This window comes from Klebsiella sp. RC2, assembly GCF_014192815.1.
GTDB classification, from domain to species: Bacteria; Pseudomonadota; Gammaproteobacteria; order Enterobacterales; family Enterobacteriaceae; genus Klebsiella; species Klebsiella variicola.
In genome coordinates this window covers 353,104-368,391 of the sequence record NZ_JACHYL010000002.1, presented here as the reverse complement: position 1 = coordinate 368,391, position 15,288 = coordinate 353,104, and the positions used below count along the sequence as shown (strand labels likewise).

The window sequence follows — 15,288 nt, the reverse complement described above, 5'->3', positions numbered from 1 at the left end:
ATTACACTCCGGATTCACGAAAATGGACGTCGCTGACGGCACGCAGTCGTTCGGCAGCTTGCTCGGCGGTCAGATCGCGCTGGGTTTCGGCCAGCATTTCATAGCCAACCATAAACTTGCGGACCGTCGCGGAGCGCAGCAGCGGCGGATAAAAGTGGGCATGAAGCTGCCAGTGGTGATGGTCTTCGTCGTTAAACGGCGCACCGTGCCAGCCCATGGAGTAGGGGAATGAGCACTGGAACAGGTTGTCGTAACGGCTGGTCAGCTTTTTCAACGCCAGCGCCAGATCGCTGCGCTGGGCGTCGGTGAGATCGGTAATACGCTGCACGTGCGCTTTCGGCAACAGCAGCGTTTCGAATGGCCAGGCGGCCCAGTAGGGTACGACCGCCAGCCAGTGCTCGGTGTCCACCACCGTGCGGCTGCCGTCGGCCAGTTCGCGCTGAACATAGTCCAGCAGCATCGGCTGACCTTGTCCGGCGTAATACTCTTTCTGCAGACGGTCTTCCCGTTCCGCTTCATTGGGCAGGAAGCTATTGGCCCACACCTGACCATGCGGGTGAGGGTTGGAGCAGCCCATCGCTGCCCCTTTGTTTTCAAAGACCTGGACCCACGGGTAGCGTTTCCCGAGGTCCGCGGTCTGTTCCTGCCACGCTTTAACCACGCCTTCCAGCGCTTCAAGGCTCAGTTCCGGCAGCGTTTTGCTGTGGTCTGGCGAGAAGCAGATCACCCGACTGGTGCCGCGCGCGCTCTGACAGCGCATCAGCGGATCGTCACTCTCCGGTGCGTCCGGAGTGTCGGTCATCAGGGCCGCAAAGTCGTTGGTAAACACGTAGGTACCGGTGTAATTCGGGTTGGTGTCGCCGGTGACCCGGGTATTACCTGGGCACAGGAAACAGTCCGGATCGTGGGCTGGCAAGGTCTGTTTTGCCGGCGTTTCCTGCGCCCCCTGCCAGGGGCGCTTGGCGCGATGCGGAGAAACCAGAATCCACTGCCCGGTTAACGGGTTATAACGACGATGTGGATGGTCAACGGGGTTAAATACGCTCATGAAGGTTCCTTAGTCTGGATAACCCTGCGGATGGCGGGACTGCCAGTGCCAGGTGTCCTGCGCCATTTCGTCCAGGTTGCGCGTCACGCGCCAGTTCAGCTCGCGGTCGGCCTTGGCGGCATCCGCCCAGTAGGCCGGGAGGTCGCCATCGCGGCGCGGCGCGAAATGGTAGTTAATGGGTTTGCCGCAGGCCTTGCTGAAAGCATTGACCACGTCGAGCACGCTGCTGCCGACGCCGGCGCCAAGGTTGTAGATATGGACCCCGGCTTTGTCAGCCAGTTTTTCCATGGCCGCGACGTGGCCATCGGCGAGATCCATCACGTGGATATAATCGCGCACGCCGGTGCCATCCTCGGTCGGGTAGTCGTTACCAAACACGGCCAGCGAGTCGCGACGACCAACGGCGACCTGGGCGATGTACGGCATCAGGTTGTTTGGGATCCCCTGCGGGTCTTCCCCCATGTCGCCCGACGGGTGGGCACCGACCGGGTTGAAGTAGCGCAGCAGGGCAATGCTCCACTCCGGCTGGGCTTTCTGCAGGTCGGTCAGGATCTGCTCCACCATCAGCTTGCTTTTGCCGTAAGGGCTTTGCGGGGTGCCGGTCGGGAAGCTTTCGACATATGGGATTTTCGGCTGGTCGCCGTAGACGGTAGCTGAGGAGCTAAAGATGAAGTTCTTCACGCCCGCGGCGCGCATGGCAGAAACTAATTTCAGTGTGCCGGTGACGTTATTATCGTAATATTCCAGCGGCTTGGCGACGGACTCCCCGACGGCTTTCAGCCCGGCGAAGTGGATCACCGCCTCAATGGCGTGATCGTGGAGGATCTCCGTCATCAGCGCTTCGTTACGAATATCGCCTTCAATAAAGGTGGCTTCTTTGCCGCCGAGACGCTCAATCACCGGCAGTACGCTGCGCTTGCTGTTGCAGAGATTGTCGAGGATCACCACCTCATGTCCCTGCTGCAGCAGTTGAACGCAGGTATGACTTCCAATGTAACCGCTACCACCTGTAACCAGAACTTTCATGATTCGCTCCATTCGGCTTATCGTGTATGAGGAAGATAGCATATCAAAGAAGTGAAAAGTGTGACACAGGGCAAGTTAGTGGAATCGTTTACACTTGATGGTGAAACGACATAAATTAAAATTTTTTATCTTTAATACAGATGGTTAGGTTGTTTTGCCGCTATTTTTCTGAAAAATACCAGGGATCTTTCGACCCCTGGCAGGGGGCATCAGGTCACAGGACCGAGCTGATAAGTGTAACCGTCTCCACTGGGAATGAACGCCAGGCGATGGGTAATACAGTCCGGGGCATCTTCCGCATGGTGCGAGACAAACAGCAGCTGTGTGGCCCCTTCGCCAATCAACACGTCGACAAAGCGACGCACCAGCTGGCGATTGAGGGGATCCAGCCCCTGCAGCGGTTCATCGAGGATCAGCAGGGTCGGATGCTTCACCAGCGCGCGAACGATAAGCGCCAGCCGCTGCTGGCCCCACGACAGGCTATGAAACGGCGCGTCGGCAGTGCGTTTATCAATGCCGAGAATATCCAGCCACTGTTGCACCAGCTTGTGTTGCTTGTCCGAGACCGCCTGATAAATGCCGATAGAGTCAAAATAGCCCGACAGGATGACGTTGCGGACGTTGGTGCTGACCCGGTAGTCCAGATGCAGGCTGCTGCTGACGTAGCCGATATGCTTTTTAATATCCCAGATGGTCTCACCGCTGCCGCGACGGCGGCCAAACAGCGTCAGATCGTTGCTGTAACCCTGTGGATGATCGCCGGTGATAAGGCTCAGCAGCGTGGATTTACCGGCGCCGTTGGGGCCGACGATCTGCCAGTGTTCGCCCGGGTTCACGGTCCATGAGAGGTGATTGATGACCGGGCGATCGTTGTAGGAGACCACACCGTCATTGAGCACGATACGCGGCGCCGAGTCTGCCAGCGCATGACGGGCTGGTGGAACATCCGGCTCCGGCAGGGTGATGCCGTCCAGTTTTTCACTGTGCGCCAGCTGGGCGACCAGCGCCTGCTGCAGCAGGGAAGACTTCTCGCCGGTCTCGCTGAGGGTGCAGTCAGCCAGCACGCCGGCGAATTGTACAAACTCCGGGATCTCATCGAAGCGGTTGAGGACCAGCACCAGGGTGATGCCGGCGCGGTGCAGGTCGGCCAGCAGGGCAGCCAGCTGCTGGCGGGAGTTGACGTCGAGGCCGTCGAAAGGTTCGTCGAGGATCAGCAGTTGCGGATCGGTCATCAGGGCCTGACACAGCAGGGTCTTACGCGTTTCCCCGGTCGACAGGTACTTAAACCGGCGGTCCAGCAGGGCGCTGATGCCAAACTGTTCGGCCAGGCGCGCGCAGCGGGCAGGATCTTTTACCTCATCCTGGATAATCTCTGCGGTGGTGCGGCCGGTGTCTTCTTCGCCGGGGCTGAGCAGGTCGGTGTTATTGCGCTGCCACTCGTCGCTGACCAGCTTCTGCAACTGCTCGAAGGAGAGGCGGGTTACGCGGGAGAAGTGGCTTTCGTGCTGGCCGCTGAGCAGGGTCAGGTCGCCAGCCAGAGCCCGCGCGAGGGCGGATTTGCCGCTGCCGTTGCTACCGACAAACGCCCAGCTTTGACCCGCTCTCAGGTTCAGCTGGTCTATTTTTAAGGTTTTTGTATCGCTCAGGCGAAACGTGCCTTGCGAAATTTGCAATGATGACATGATGTATCCCATTTTTTGCAGCGATGTGCATCAGGGATACGACTTCGGGCGCGTAATGTCAATGGGGTCAGCATAACGTCGCGAGAATGATGCGATCGGCATTGAAGTAAGCGATCGCCTCCGTCCCTTCCGCCAGGCCAGACGTCTGCGCCTGTGGCAGAGTGGCGCACAGGGTCTGACCGTCGGCCAACGTCATCAGTACTTCGCACTGCCCGGACCCGCATTCGATATGGCTGATACGACCCGACAACTGGTTATCGGCCTGGCGGGCCACGGCGGGGTCGAGGGTGATGCCGACCCAGGGCGCCTTCAGCAGGACCAGCACCTCCTGGCCCTCATCGAGCCCCAGTTTCTCAGCGCTTTGTGCGGTGATGGCGACGGTCAGGCGCGTCTGCCCGTCGGCCAGCAGTACCTCGACGTGCTGCTGCACCTGCTGGCGATCGCGGCCGGTAATGGTGCCGAACCACTGGTTGCGGGCGCTGGTCTGCAGGGAAAAGCGTGAGATGGCCGCCAGCAGGCTATCCAGCGGCAGGGCATCGTCATCGCTGAGCACATCAAACGCTTTCTGCTGGATCTGCGCCAGCAGATCGTACAGCTGGATCAGCCGCTGCCCATAGCGGGTCAGCACTGCGCCGCCGCCGCCTTTACCGCCGGTGGCGCGATCCACCAGCGGTTGTTCGCTGAGCTGGTTCATCTCGTTGATGGCATCCCACGCGCTTTTGTAGCTGATACCCGCGTGCTTGGCCCCCTGGCTTATCGAACCGGTCTGGTCAATTTGTTTGAGCAGGGCGATCCGCCGGGGATCGGCAAACAGGCGCTGCTGTAGCTTAAGGGTAAGAAGAATTTCGGCCTGCATAATCGTTTCCTGACAAAAAAGGGTATTGTGACCGATAGTCACCCGCTTGCAAAACCTCTGTGCGCGGTTTTGTCATTACCCACCGCACAAATGGGGCGTGTTTTTTCGGCTGAAACCGTTACAATCAGCAAATCATACTATCTGGAGTGAACCATGTTAGAGCTTTTGAAAAGTCTGGTTTTTGCGGTCATCATGGTACCGGTGGTGATGGCGGTCATCCTGGGACTGATTTACGGTCTTGGCGAAGTGTTCAACCTCTTCTCCGGCGTAGGCCACAAAGATCGCAGCCAGCAAAATCATTGATTTCCCGGCGCCCGGTTTAACCGGGCGCTGTGCTATTTCCCTCCTGTATCATTTCCCTTCGTTTTATTGTCCTGTGTCACTATAAAAATGCTCTGCATATCGTTATATTGTCGAATACATAACGCATTGACAGGAGATTCAGATGGCAGGTTCTTGGTTACGCGGGGTTATCGGGGTATCACTCACGCTGTGCGTCGCGGGTCAGGCGCTGGCGGCAGAGGGGAAAGTGACCGTTTTCGCCGCCGCATCGTTAACCAACGCGATGCAGGATATTGCCCAGGCGTATAAGAAAGAGAAAAACGTCGATGTCGTGTCGTCGTTTGCCTCGTCGTCGACGCTGGCGCGGCAAATTGAAGCGGGCGCACCAGCCGATCTGTTTATCTCCGCCGATCAGAAATGGATGGATTACGCCGCAGACAAAAAGGCCATCGACCCGGCAACCCGAGCCACCCTGCTTGGCAACAGCCTGGTGGTGGTCGCGCCGAAAGCCAGCGCGCAGGGGGCGATTACCATTGATGAGAAAACCGACTGGACCAGCCTGCTGAAAGGAGGCCGTCTGGCGGTGGGCGATCCGCAGCACGTTCCGGCAGGCATCTACGCCAAAGAGGCGCTGCAGAAACTCGGCGCCTGGGAGACGTTGTCGCCGAAACTTGCCCCGGCGGAAGACGTGCGCGGCGCGCTGGCCCTGGTGGAGCGCAACGAAGCGCCGCTGGGGATTGTCTATGGCTCCGATGCCGTGGCCAGCAAAGGGGTTAAAGTGGTCGGCACCTTCCCGGAGGCCTCGCATCAGAAAGTCGAGTACCCGCTGGCGATTGTCGATGGTCATCGCAATGCGGCCGTGAGCGCTTTCTATGACTACCTGAAAGGGCCGGAAGCGTCCGCGATTTTTAAACGTTACGGATTTACCACCCGCTGATGTTTCTGAGCGAACCCGAATGGCAGGCGGTGCTGCTGAGCCTGAAAGTCTCCTCCCTGGCGGTGGCCTTGAGCCTGCCCTTTGGCATCTTTTTTTCCTGGCTGCTGGTTCGGCGCACCTTTCCCGGCAAGGCGCTGCTCGACAGTATTCTCCATTTACCGCTGGTGCTGCCGCCGGTGGTGGTGGGGTATCTGCTGCTGGTGGCCATGGGGCGGCGCGGGTTTATTGGCAGTTGGCTGTATGACTGGTTCGGCATCAGCTTTGCCTTCAGTTGGCGCGGGGCGGTGCTGGCGGCGGCGGTGATGTCTTTCCCGCTGATGGTGCGCGCCATTCGCCTGGCGCTGGAAGGGGTGGATGTCAAACTGGAGCAAGCGGCGAGAACCCTCGGGGCCAGCCGCTGGCGAGTGTTTATGACTATTACGCTACCGCTGACTCTGCCGGGGATTATTGTCGGCACGGTGCTGGCCTTCGCCCGCTCGTTAGGGGAGTTTGGCGCGACCATCACGTTCGTCTCCAATATTCCCGGCGAAACGCGCACCCTGCCTTCGGCGATGTACACCTTGATCCAGACCCCGGGCGGGGAGGGGGCGGCGGCTCGCCTCTGCCTCATCGCCATCGGACTGGCGCTGGTTTCGCTGCTGATTTCGGAATGGCTGGCCCGCGTGAGCCGCCAGCGCATGGGAGGATAATGATGCTGGAGCTGGACTTTACCCAGACCCTCGGCAGTCACTGCCTGCAGATCCGTGAAACCCTGCCCGCCAGCGGGATCACCGCCATCTTTGGCGTCTCCGGCGCTGGCAAAACCTCGTTGATTAACGCCATTAGCGGCCTGACCCGGCCGCAGACGGGGCGCATCGTGCTCAACGGCCGGGTGCTGAACGACACCGCCCAGCGTATCTGTCTGGCGCCGGAACAGCGCCGTATCGGCTATGTGTTTCAGGACGCGCGCCTGTTTCCCCACTATAAAGTGCGCGGTAATCTGCGCTACGGGATGGCGAAATGCATGGTCAGCCAGTTCGATAAGCTGGTGGAATTGCTGGGGATCGCGCCCTTGCTGGATCGCCTGCCGGGCCGGTTATCCGGCGGCGAAAAGCAGCGAGTGGCCATCGGCCGCGCCCTGCTGACCGCACCGGAGCTACTGCTGCTGGATGAGCCGCTGGCCTCGCTGGATATTCCGCGCAAACGCGAACTGTTGCCCTACCTGCAGCGGCTGGCGCAGGAGATCCATATTCCGATGCTCTACGTCAGCCACTCGCTGGATGAGATCCAGCATCTGGCCGATCGCGTGCTGGTGCTGGAGGCCGGTAAGGTGAAGGCTTTTGGTCCGCTGGAGGAGGTCTGGAGCAGCAGCGTGATGCACCCCTGGCTGCCGGCGGAACAGCAGAGTACGATCCTCAGCGCCACCGTCGCCGCGCAGCATCCGAAGTACGCGATGACGGCTCTGACGCTGGGTGACCAGCTGCTGTGGGTCAACCGGCTCGAACGTCCCGCAGGCGACACCGCACGGATCCGCATTCAGGCGTCGGACGTTTCGCTGACACTGGCCCAGCCGTCCGGGACCAGCATCCGCAATATCTTGCGCGCCGAGGTGGCTCAGTGTCTGGAGGTCAACGGACAGATTGAAGTGCAGCTCAGAGTGAGTGGCCGTCTGCTATGGGCCAGGATTAGCCCATGGGCGCGGGACGACCTGGCGATAGCGCCAGGTCAGCAGGTGTTTGCTCAGATCAAAAGCGTGTCGATCGCCGCCTGATTACAGCAGCTGGCGGTAGATAAACTCGGCGATGCTGGTGGACTCATTGTCGCCGATGACCACCCTGGCGCGAGCTTTCACCTCGTCCACCGCATTGCCCATCGCCACCCCAGTGCCCGCCGCTTCCAGCATGCTAAGATCGTTGTAGTTATCGCCGAAGGCCACCACATCCTGCATCGACAGCCCCTGGCTGGCCACCCATTGCGCCAGGCGTTTGCCTTTGCTGTTGCCGGCGCGCGCGATATCCACCTGATCGTGCCACGACCATTCGCACTCCAGGCCCAGCGTCTCGCCGACCTCGCGGGCAAAGCGCTGCAGGCGGGGAATGTCTTCATCGGTGAGGGCAAATTTCCATACCGCGTTGACCTCGCGGACCGCCTGCGCCAGCGAATCGACCTGGCGGAAGACCGGGCGCTGATCCTCCGGCAGCGCCTGCGCCCAGTTGCGGGTGCGGATCACATGCCCGGTGGGCTGTTCATAAAGCATCGCATCATCCACATACGCCAGGCCATGGATCTGCTGTTCGGCGAGCATGGCCGTCAGGCTTACCGCTTGCGCTACCGGCATAGGATCGGCTGTCAAAACCTCTTTTGCGTGATAATCATACAAATAAGTGCCATTACAACAAATTGCAGGTGTATCGAGAGCCAGTGCCTGATAAAAAGGATGGATAGCGACGTGATGACGTCCGGTAACGACGATAACCTGGTAGCCCGCCTCTCTGGCGCGGGCCAGTGCCTCCAGCGAAGCAGGCAGGATGGTTTTTTTGCTGGTGAGCAGGGTGCCGTCTAAATCCAGGGCAATCACGCGTGTTGTCATGTGTTATTTCCGGTTGATGTTGAAAAGTGACCTGGCCATGATGGTACACCGCCGTGGCGTCAGGACCAATTTTTCCACATCTGCCGTGAATACCTGTATGCCCTTTGTGCCGCCGTCCGTCGGAAATTCAGCGGACTTTGCGAGTATCATGGGCGGATGTCTTATAATTTTCAGGGTGCTGTTATCCTGAAAATGAAAATTCCACGTGCAGTGAGGGAAGGAGTAGTCATGAAACAAACCGTTTATACCGCCAGCCCGGAAAGCCAACAAATCCACGTCTGGAGTCTTGAAGCGGACGGCAAACTGACGCTGGTGCAGGTGGTTGATGCCCCGGGACAGGTACAGCCGATGGTGGTCAGTCCCAACAAGGAGTATCTGTACGTTGGCGTTCGTCCGGAGTTTCGCGTGTTAGCGTATCGCATCACGCCGGATAACGGGGCGTTGACCTTCGCGGGGGAAGCGGCGCTGCCAGGCAGCCCGACCCACATTTCTACCGATCATCATGGCCGCTTTGTCTTCAGCGCTTCCTACAATCAGGGCTGCGTTAGCGTGACCCCGCTGCAGGACGGCCTGCCGGGCGAAACCGTCACCGTGGTGGAAGGGCTGGAAGGTTGCCACTCGGCCAATATCTCCCCGGACAACCGCACCCTGTGGGTGCCGGCGCTGAAGCAGGATCGTATTTGCCTGTTTACCCTTAGCGAGGATGGTTTTCTCTCCGCTCAGGAGCCGGCGGAAGTGACCACCGTCGAGGGCGCCGGTCCGCGCCACATGGTGTTCCATCCGAACCAGCAGTATGGTTATTGCGTCAATGAACTCAACAGCTCCGTTGACGTCTGGGAGCTGAAAGACCCGAATGGCAACATCGAATGTGTACAAACCCTGGATATGATGCCGCAGGATTTCACCGGCGTGCGCTGGGCGGCGGATATTCACATCACCCCTGACGGTCGTCATCTGTACGCCTGCGATCGTACCGCCAGCATCATTACGGTGTTCAGCGTCTCGGAAGATGGCAGCGTGCTGGCAGTGGAAGGCTATCAGCCGACGGAAACTCAGCCACGCGGCTTTAACCTCGATCACAGCGGTAAGTATCTGATTGCCGCAGGGCAGAAATCGCACCATATCGCAGTGTATGAAATTGAGGGTGAGCAGGGGCTGCTGCATGAGAAAGGCCGCTATGCGGTTGGGCAGGGGCCGATGTGGGTGGTGGTCAACGCCCACTGAAGGGTCAGGCGGTAAAAGAAAAACCTCGCGTCAGCGAGGTTTTTTGATCAGAGCGGACAGGCTCTGTAGAGAAGCTGTTGCCCTGGCGGGCCTGAAGCGTGACGGCTTTAGATATCGTCCATGGTGTAGCCGACGACAATCTCCAGCGTTTTACGGATCACGTCAGCAGTGACCACGTCATCGGTGCTTTCCAGCGCCTGAATTAGCCATAATATAATGGCCTTATTGTTCAGGTGCCCCTCGGACTGAAGAATACTGTTGATGGCGAGCGACATGACGGCGGACTCATCAACCAGTTTATCACCGGCGGTACGGAAATAATCTGAGAGCGCGGTGTCCTGCAGTCCTGCGTAAATATCGGGTTGCTGATGCATAGTCTGTCTCATCACATTCTCACTCTGTTTTATTCACCATGGTTGGGACAATCAGTGGATTTTTTTAGCTTCCGGCGCCATGCTGCTCTGCGCCAGCGTTCCACTGCTTTCCCAACGGCCATTGATTTTCTTAACCTGCAAAGGCGCGTGCTTCCGCTGGAGGGCGAGCTTCGCGCAAATTTCTTCAATAACGGCAGCGATGATTTTCCTTCGCTGGCGATCTGACTCTGTGGCCTGCATCAACCGAAGCCGAACCAGCAGGGTCGGGGTGGTAATCGGGCGATTCGTTTTCAGAAGCGCGAGCACCGCCTCGCCGATGATCTCATCGGTTATTTCCTCAGTATCACTGCTATTCATAACCGTCTCTCTGCATGCCACACTCTTCCTGAATCTGATAACGGGCATTCAGGTCAGCAGCAGGTTTATGGAAGCGATCGCCCCTCATCTGCTACTGCGGTTGCAACAGGCGACGATCGATGACGTTATTCCTGACCGGCAAACAACAAACCAATTAAGGTTTGATAGTGGCTCTCTTCCTCAGGCGCACGGGCGCTGTCAAGGCGGCTCAACAGTTTGGTGCACAGGGCCTTGCGGTTGAGATGGCGCCCTTCGTTGAGAATATCCATCACGATCTGACCCAGCGTTTCCTGCTGGGAAGGTAACGATGCTTTGTTGAAATACTGGGCAATTGCGTTCGCTGTATCTGGAATGTAACCATTCTGCTGCATATGTGCTCCTTTCATTTCATTCATCTGTTAACTGCAAATAAACTTATACAATAATTAATAAGTTGTACATAGAAAGTTGCGTAATATTGCAGCGATCGTTGCTATCATGATGATTTATAATGTAATATTTGTTTTTGTTTGCGGAGATCCTGGCTTGTAAAGGTAGGGGGTAGCGTTGCATGTTGTACAAGAAAAGAAAAAAAAGAAAAAACCTTGCACAAAGAGTGGATTTTTAGTGTATCTTTTTTGTTAAGATAAAACGTAGTTTTGCAAGACGATTAGCCTGATAACTGCTACTGTGAATGCTTATCCCTCCCATCTGGAATCACTATGCTTACCACCATCATTTATCGCAGCCATATTTGCGACAATGTCTCATTCAAATCGATCGAGGCCATGGTTGCCAGGGCAAACGAGAGAAATGGGCAGGCGGATGTCACCGGTATATTACTGTTTAACGGGACGCATTTTTTTCAACTTATTGAAGGACCGGAAGAAAAGGTAAGGGATATTTATCAAACAATTGTCCTCGATCCTCGTCATTATAATCTGGTGGAGTTGTTTTGCGATTATGCACCGTCCCGTCGATTTGGTAAGGTCGGTATGGAACTGTTTGATTTACGGGAACATGATCGTGAGGAAGTACTACAGACAGTAATGGACCGGGGCACGACAAAATATCAGCTCACCTATGACGACCGGGCGCTGCAATTTTTCCGTACTTTTGTCGAATCCACGGAAAAAGCGAACTATTTTGAGATCCCTTCGGCGGACAGTTGGGTTTTTATTCCCGATAAGGACACTTTTTATCCGGACACCCCCATTATCGATAATACGGAAAACTGGTCTTTTGCCTTTCAGCCGATCGTCGATCCTTTCGCCTGCGAAATTATCTCGTGGGAAGCGCTGCTGCGTACACCGGACGGCCAGTCTCCTGGCGCCTATTTTGCCGGGCTGGCAGGGGATGATATTTATCTCGCCGACCTGCACAGTAAGCGCGTCGCGCTGTCTCTGGCGGGTAAATTAGGTTTACGTAATAAGGCGTTAAGCATTAATTTGCTGCCGATGACGCTGGTCAAAGCGCCGAATGCGGTGGCTTTCCTGCTCGACGAAATTAGTCGCAATGACCTGATCCCGGAGCAGATTATTGTCGAGTTCACTGAGCGGGAAGTGATTTCGCGGATGGCCGATTTTACCGATGCGGTGCGCAAACTGAAGGGCGCGGGGATTAATCTTGCCATCGATCACTTCGGCGCCGGGTTTGCCGGGCTGTCGCTGCTGGCGCAATACCAACCCGACAGAATTAAAATCGACCATGAGCTGATCCGCAATATCCACCAGGACGGGCCGCGCCAGTCGATTGTACAGGCGATTATCAAATGCTGTACTTCTCTGGAGATTGCGGTCTCAGCCGTCGGCGTTGAGCGTGCTGAAGAGTGGATGTGGCTTGAATCAGCCGGGATTTCGCAGTTTCAGGGCAATTTATTCGCGGGTGCCCGCCTGGGGGGCCTGCCCGCCGTTGCCTGGCCGGAGAAGAAATAATCCACCGCGAAATCAGCTTACTATTTTTTCATCTTTTTCCCCGCGCGCTGTGAGCCACAACCTGATATCTTTATCTGTACAAGAAAATAGAGTTGTACAGGATGCCTGAATTCGTTAGTTTAGGTAAAAAGTATCAGGTTGATGTGAGGCTGCTATGGCGTTTTACAGTATCGGTGAAGTCGCCGAACGTTGCGGAATCAATCCGGTTACATTGCGCGCCTGGCAGCGGCGTTACGGTCTACTGAAACCGCAGCGCAGCGAAGGCGGGCATCGACAGTTTGATGAAGAAGATATCCTGCGCATAGAAGAGATCAAGCGCTGGATAGAGCGCGGTGTATCCGTAGGGAAAGTCAAAGCGCTGCTGGAGGATAATCTGCCGGCGGCGCGCGACGAATCCGCGCATCTTCAGGAAGAGATGATGTCCATTCTGCGTTATATGCAGCCCGCCAGAATCCGCGCCAAATTAATGGCGCTGAGCCATCAACACCCCGTTGATACCCTTATCGATAGCCTGTTAGTGCCGGTACGACAGCGTCTCAAGCTCGATCAGAATACCTCGTTGGTGATTAGCAGCCTGCTGGATGGCTTGCTCATTGACTGCGTGGCGCTGTTTCTCGCCGAAGCGCGTAAAAAAAATGGTAAAGAGACACTGCTGGTGGGCTGGAGCAATGAAGACCGGACTCGTCTGTGGCTGGAGGCATGGCGTCTTTCGCAGCGCGGTTGGCATGTCAACGTTCTCGCTGAACCGCTGGAGTCGCCGCGGCCCGAGCTCTTCCCCGGGCAGCATATCTTTGTCTGGACCGGACGCGCCGCCACGCCACTGCAGGAGGAACTGCTCAGCCACTGGCAGGAGCAGGGCTTCAGCATTCATTTTCACGGTACGCAATAGCCCCGTCTGGGGGACAGGCCGGGGCTATTGCACCTGACTACAGGTGAATCTGACTCCAGGATTTAAAGGTTTCACTACGACTGATATTAAAAAAATCGGTCCTACCGCTACAGCCGAGCTTTTTAATCAGATTCAGCCGGATCTGATAAATGGTTTTGATGTGCAGATTTAGCGAACGACCAATGCTGGCAACCGCTTCGCCATTGCTGATAAGCTGAATAACTTTCTTTTCCCGTTCGGTAAACTGCACCGAGGCGCCCGGCGCCGGGTGCGTTTTGTAATAGCGGGTGGGCTGATGCAGGAAGATTTTTAATTCTTCCGGCGTCGAATTTGCCGGTAAGCGCAACATAGGCAGTTCACTGAGAAAATTAAGATCGTTTCCCTCAGTTAACAGAATAAATAACGTATCCCGCCGATTATAGTTATGCTCAAGCACCGCGAAATAATTGTCGCTGGTAAAAAAAACATGTTTTTTACGAAAATAAGATGCCGGCAAGGTATTCAGGATCAGCGACATCCCGTAGAGAAGAAAACGATTATCAAACCACAGATCGTAATGCTCAGAACGATAGCAAGTATTATGGTGTGACATTTTTTGAGCCCCAGTTAGCAGATGAAAACCCAGGCGTGCCGGCACAGCAGGGCTGTCCCTGCTGTCGGCGCGGTGGGATCACTTAATGATGATGTTTTTTGCTGTACAGCATATCCAACGCCTGCAGATAGAGGTCGGAAAGTATTTCATTACTTTCCGTTTGCAGGCGGTGCTGGATTTCCGTAATCATCCGCTCATTATTGATCGTGCTGTGCTGCTTCATGAGCGTGTTTTCAATATTCTTCATCAGGGCTGAATTGAAGACAAATTCTGCTGGAATGGTATTTTTAATATGCATAGCTCGAACTCTCCCACGTATAAAGCAAACTGACCATAAAAGTCGCAGCGTACCGGTGGTACGCGAAAAGTCACTAACAGGAAATGCAAAACCAGGAACCACCGCCAGACTCGCCACGCAACCGTTTAGCGTTCCCGCTTTGTTGCGCAACAAGCAGTTAACACTCAAAAACTATAGTCGGTGATCTCAGGATGTACAACTTTTTTCATAACGATATGTACAGCGAGACGGTTTATTTTTTCGTTTTAATTTTATTTGTTGATTTTAAAGGTATTTTTGATTTTATTAACTTGTACAAAAAAGCGGTTCTGTGCAGGATGCGGATACAGGGCAATCAGACAGGGGATAATGACGCAGACCCGATCGGAATACGGGCTCTGTCGGTTTACGTCACTTGAGCAGAAAGAGCGCCGACGCAGGAAGGGGTACACAGCAACTCTGTCGTCGACAGGTGGCTAACTTCCGCGTCGGACCCTCAGCATAGCGGAAAACAGGTGAGGTTTTGTCTGTTTTTTGCACAATATAGTAAAGAGAGAAATATCAACCACTCCGCTATCGCCATGGTCGGTTTGTTGGCGGATTAGGCGTGTGCTACGCTTTTCTGGAACTCCATTTTCATTTCGGCACGGTTATCTTCCCCCATTTTCCTGTCGGGTGTCGCACCAGCATAACGACCGGTAAATACGGCAAAAGCATTCTGTTCATGGACAGGCATAGAGGACTGAGGAGGGATGATGCGTGGTAAAAGCGTGATGCTCCTGGCCGGGTTAGCCGCTTTCGCGCAGGCGAAAGAAATTAATCTCTATTCGGTAAATACTGGTTCCTATGTTTACCATCTGACCAATAACCACGGACAATATACTGAGAATTTTGAAAACCACTTTTTCTCGGTAGAGCGGAAATTCTCGGAAGATTCGAAATATAGTCTGCTGATTGGCACGATGAACAATAGTTTCGACGATCGTTGCCTGGCGCTGGGGGTGAGAAGAGACTGGTACCACAACGGCAGTGGATGGACCTTTAAAGGGGTCTACGGCTACACCGGCGAATTCTTCTTCGACGCCTTTGAGCATTGCGGCGATCATGGCTCCTACAAAGATTTTAAGGACGCCACCGGGATCGGCTTTTCCCCCTATATCTACCATGCCATTCAGTACAACTTTACCGACTATTTCGCCCTTGAGAGCGGCATCATTATTCCCAGCGTGTTTGTGATTAGCATCCAGTGGAGTTTCCGCTAA

18 protein-coding genes are annotated in these 15,288 nt (G+C 55.7%); 8 read left to right on the top strand and 10 right to left on the bottom strand.

Going from position 1 to position 15,288, the window contains the following annotated elements:
* Nucleotide 1: 1 nt before the first annotated feature.
* From galT to modE, 4 genes are all read right to left on the bottom strand, one after another.
* Nucleotides 2-1,048 (bottom strand): galactose-1-phosphate uridylyltransferase, encoded by a 1,047-nt coding sequence (galT, locus tag FHW76_RS06615; protein ID WP_012542420.1) that lies wholly within the window; start codon nucleotides 1,046-1,048, stop codon nucleotides 2-4.
* A 9-nt stretch (nucleotides 1,049-1,057) separates the two neighbouring features.
* Nucleotides 1,058-2,074, bottom strand: a complete 1,017-nt coding sequence (gene galE, locus FHW76_RS06610; RefSeq protein WP_012542419.1) for a UDP-glucose 4-epimerase GalE — start codon at nucleotides 2,072-2,074, stop codon at nucleotides 1,058-1,060.
* A 209-nt stretch (nucleotides 2,075-2,283) separates the two neighbouring features.
* Complete coding sequence (gene modF / locus FHW76_RS06605) at nucleotides 2,284-3,756, bottom strand: molybdate ABC transporter ATP-binding protein ModF (RefSeq protein WP_183476496.1); 1,473 nt, start codon at nucleotides 3,754-3,756, stop codon at nucleotides 2,284-2,286.
* Between the two features lie 67 nt (nucleotides 3,757-3,823).
* Nucleotides 3,824-4,612: a molybdenum-dependent transcriptional regulator gene (gene modE, locus FHW76_RS06600; protein ID WP_008805705.1), complete on the bottom strand. Its 789-nt coding sequence runs from the start codon at nucleotides 4,610-4,612 to the stop codon at nucleotides 3,824-3,826.
* 153 nt (nucleotides 4,613-4,765) lie between these two features.
* Here modE and FHW76_RS06595 point away from each other — a divergent pair, with 153 nt between their 5' ends.
* The 4 genes from FHW76_RS06595 to modC all read left to right on the top strand — a co-directional run bounded on the left by FHW76_RS06595 (nucleotide 4,766) and on the right by modC (nucleotide 7,581).
* Nucleotides 4,766-4,915, top strand: coding sequence for an AcrZ family multidrug efflux pump-associated protein (locus tag FHW76_RS06595; protein WP_002895156.1), 150 nt, complete (start codon nucleotides 4,766-4,768; stop codon nucleotides 4,913-4,915).
* A gap of 142 nt (nucleotides 4,916-5,057) precedes the next feature.
* Entirely contained in the window at nucleotides 5,058-5,831 is a 774-nt protein-coding gene (modA, locus tag FHW76_RS06590; protein WP_012542417.1) for a molybdate ABC transporter substrate-binding protein, read from the top strand.
* Nucleotides 5,831-6,520 (top strand): molybdate ABC transporter permease subunit, encoded by a 690-nt coding sequence (gene modB / locus FHW76_RS06585; RefSeq protein ID WP_008805707.1) that lies wholly within the window; start codon nucleotides 5,831-5,833, stop codon nucleotides 6,518-6,520. Before modA ends, modB begins: the two co-directional genes overlap by 1 nt.
* 2 nt (nucleotides 6,521-6,522) lie before the next feature.
* Complete coding sequence (modC, locus tag FHW76_RS06580) at nucleotides 6,523-7,581, top strand: molybdenum ABC transporter ATP-binding protein ModC (protein WP_064160503.1); 1,059 nt, start codon at nucleotides 6,523-6,525, stop codon at nucleotides 7,579-7,581.
* On the opposite strand, the gene FHW76_RS06575 is transcribed toward modC, so the two are convergent.
* Complete coding sequence (locus FHW76_RS06575) at nucleotides 7,582-8,400, bottom strand: pyridoxal phosphatase (protein ID WP_032753892.1); 819 nt, start codon at nucleotides 8,398-8,400, stop codon at nucleotides 7,582-7,584. It lies immediately after the preceding gene.
* Nucleotides 8,401-8,628: 228 nt separating this feature from the next.
* Here FHW76_RS06575 and pgl point away from each other — a divergent pair, with 228 nt between their 5' ends.
* Nucleotides 8,629-9,624 (top strand): 6-phosphogluconolactonase, encoded by a 996-nt coding sequence (pgl, locus tag FHW76_RS06570; RefSeq protein WP_016160516.1) that lies wholly within the window; start codon nucleotides 8,629-8,631, stop codon nucleotides 9,622-9,624.
* A 107-nt stretch (nucleotides 9,625-9,731) separates the two neighbouring features.
* Here the strand turns inward: pgl and FHW76_RS06565 are convergent, their stop codons facing one another.
* From FHW76_RS06565 to ycgZ, 3 genes are all read right to left on the bottom strand, one after another.
* Nucleotides 9,732-9,998, bottom strand: coding sequence for a biofilm development regulator YmgB/AriR family protein (locus FHW76_RS06565; protein ID WP_012542414.1), 267 nt, complete (start codon nucleotides 9,996-9,998; stop codon nucleotides 9,732-9,734).
* 51 nt (nucleotides 9,999-10,049) lie between these two features.
* Nucleotides 10,050-10,355 carry a hypothetical protein gene (locus tag FHW76_RS06560; protein WP_064160473.1) on the bottom strand — a complete coding sequence of 102 codons (306 nt, stop codon included), beginning with the start codon at nucleotides 10,353-10,355 and terminating at the stop codon, nucleotides 10,050-10,052.
* 125 nt (nucleotides 10,356-10,480) lie between these two features.
* Complete coding sequence (gene ycgZ / locus FHW76_RS06555; RefSeq protein WP_012542413.1) at nucleotides 10,481-10,726, bottom strand: regulatory protein YcgZ; 246 nt, start codon at nucleotides 10,724-10,726, stop codon at nucleotides 10,481-10,483.
* A 330-nt stretch (nucleotides 10,727-11,056) separates the two neighbouring features.
* Between ycgZ and FHW76_RS06550 the strand changes: the two genes are divergently transcribed.
* On the top strand, nucleotides 11,057-12,268 hold the full coding sequence (locus tag FHW76_RS06550) for a diguanylate phosphodiesterase (RefSeq protein WP_023297241.1): 1,212 nt from the start codon (nucleotides 11,057-11,059) through the stop codon (nucleotides 12,266-12,268).
* 154 nt (nucleotides 12,269-12,422) lie between these two features.
* Nucleotides 12,423-13,157, top strand: coding sequence for a MerR family transcriptional regulator (locus tag FHW76_RS06545; RefSeq protein ID WP_008805715.1), 735 nt, complete (start codon nucleotides 12,423-12,425; stop codon nucleotides 13,155-13,157).
* 37 nt (nucleotides 13,158-13,194) lie between these two features.
* On the opposite strand, the gene FHW76_RS06540 is transcribed toward FHW76_RS06545, so the two are convergent.
* Complete coding sequence (locus FHW76_RS06540; protein ID WP_008805716.1) at nucleotides 13,195-13,749, bottom strand: helix-turn-helix transcriptional regulator; 555 nt, start codon at nucleotides 13,747-13,749, stop codon at nucleotides 13,195-13,197.
* A gap of 82 nt (nucleotides 13,750-13,831) precedes the next feature.
* The gene (locus FHW76_RS06535; protein WP_012968674.1) at nucleotides 13,832-14,047 is read right to left on the bottom strand and encodes a biofilm development regulator YmgB/AriR family protein; all 216 of its coding nucleotides are present in this window, start codon (nucleotides 14,045-14,047) and stop codon (nucleotides 13,832-13,834) included.
* Between the two features lie 734 nt (nucleotides 14,048-14,781).
* Between FHW76_RS06535 and FHW76_RS06530 the strand changes: the two genes are divergently transcribed.
* On the top strand, nucleotides 14,782-15,288 hold the full coding sequence (locus tag FHW76_RS06530) for a hypothetical protein (protein WP_012542408.1): 507 nt from the start codon (nucleotides 14,782-14,784) through the stop codon (nucleotides 15,286-15,288).

What these genes read in the sequence shown, in the direction of transcription:
- galT (WP_012542420.1), bottom strand. Translation starts at nt 1,048, where the DNA reads ATGAGCGTATTTAACCCCGTTGACCATCCACATCGTCGTTATAACCCG.
- galE (WP_012542419.1), bottom strand. Translation starts at nt 2,074, where the DNA reads ATGAAAGTTCTGGTTACAGGTGGTAGCGGTTACATTGGAAGTCATACC.
- modF (WP_183476496.1), bottom strand. Translation starts at nt 3,756, where the DNA reads ATGTCATCATTGCAAATTTCGCAAGGCACGTTTCGCCTGAGCGATACA.
- modE (WP_008805705.1), bottom strand. Translation starts at nt 4,612, where the DNA reads ATGCAGGCCGAAATTCTTCTTACCCTTAAGCTACAGCAGCGCCTGTTT.
- FHW76_RS06595 (WP_002895156.1), top strand. Translation starts at nt 4,766, where the DNA reads ATGTTAGAGCTTTTGAAAAGTCTGGTTTTTGCGGTCATCATGGTACCG.
- modA (WP_012542417.1), top strand. Translation starts at nt 5,058, where the DNA reads ATGGCAGGTTCTTGGTTACGCGGGGTTATCGGGGTATCACTCACGCTG.
- modB (WP_008805707.1), top strand. Translation starts at nt 5,831, where the DNA reads ATGTTTCTGAGCGAACCCGAATGGCAGGCGGTGCTGCTGAGCCTGAAA.
- modC (WP_064160503.1), top strand. Translation starts at nt 6,523, where the DNA reads ATGCTGGAGCTGGACTTTACCCAGACCCTCGGCAGTCACTGCCTGCAG.
- FHW76_RS06575 (WP_032753892.1), bottom strand. Translation starts at nt 8,400, where the DNA reads ATGACAACACGCGTGATTGCCCTGGATTTAGACGGCACCCTGCTCACC.
- pgl (WP_016160516.1), top strand. Translation starts at nt 8,629, where the DNA reads ATGAAACAAACCGTTTATACCGCCAGCCCGGAAAGCCAACAAATCCAC.
- FHW76_RS06565 (WP_012542414.1), bottom strand. Translation starts at nt 9,998, where the DNA reads ATGCATCAGCAACCCGATATTTACGCAGGACTGCAGGACACCGCGCTC.
- FHW76_RS06560 (WP_064160473.1), bottom strand. Translation starts at nt 10,355, where the DNA reads ATGAATAGCAGTGATACTGAGGAAATAACCGATGAGATCATCGGCGAG.
- ycgZ (WP_012542413.1), bottom strand. Translation starts at nt 10,726, where the DNA reads ATGCAGCAGAATGGTTACATTCCAGATACAGCGAACGCAATTGCCCAG.
- FHW76_RS06550 (WP_023297241.1), top strand. Translation starts at nt 11,057, where the DNA reads ATGCTTACCACCATCATTTATCGCAGCCATATTTGCGACAATGTCTCA.
- FHW76_RS06545 (WP_008805715.1), top strand. Translation starts at nt 12,423, where the DNA reads ATGGCGTTTTACAGTATCGGTGAAGTCGCCGAACGTTGCGGAATCAAT.
- FHW76_RS06540 (WP_008805716.1), bottom strand. Translation starts at nt 13,749, where the DNA reads ATGTCACACCATAATACTTGCTATCGTTCTGAGCATTACGATCTGTGG.
- FHW76_RS06535 (WP_012968674.1), bottom strand. Translation starts at nt 14,047, where the DNA reads ATGCATATTAAAAATACCATTCCAGCAGAATTTGTCTTCAATTCAGCC.
- FHW76_RS06530 (WP_012542408.1), top strand. Translation starts at nt 14,782, where the DNA reads ATGCGTGGTAAAAGCGTGATGCTCCTGGCCGGGTTAGCCGCTTTCGCG.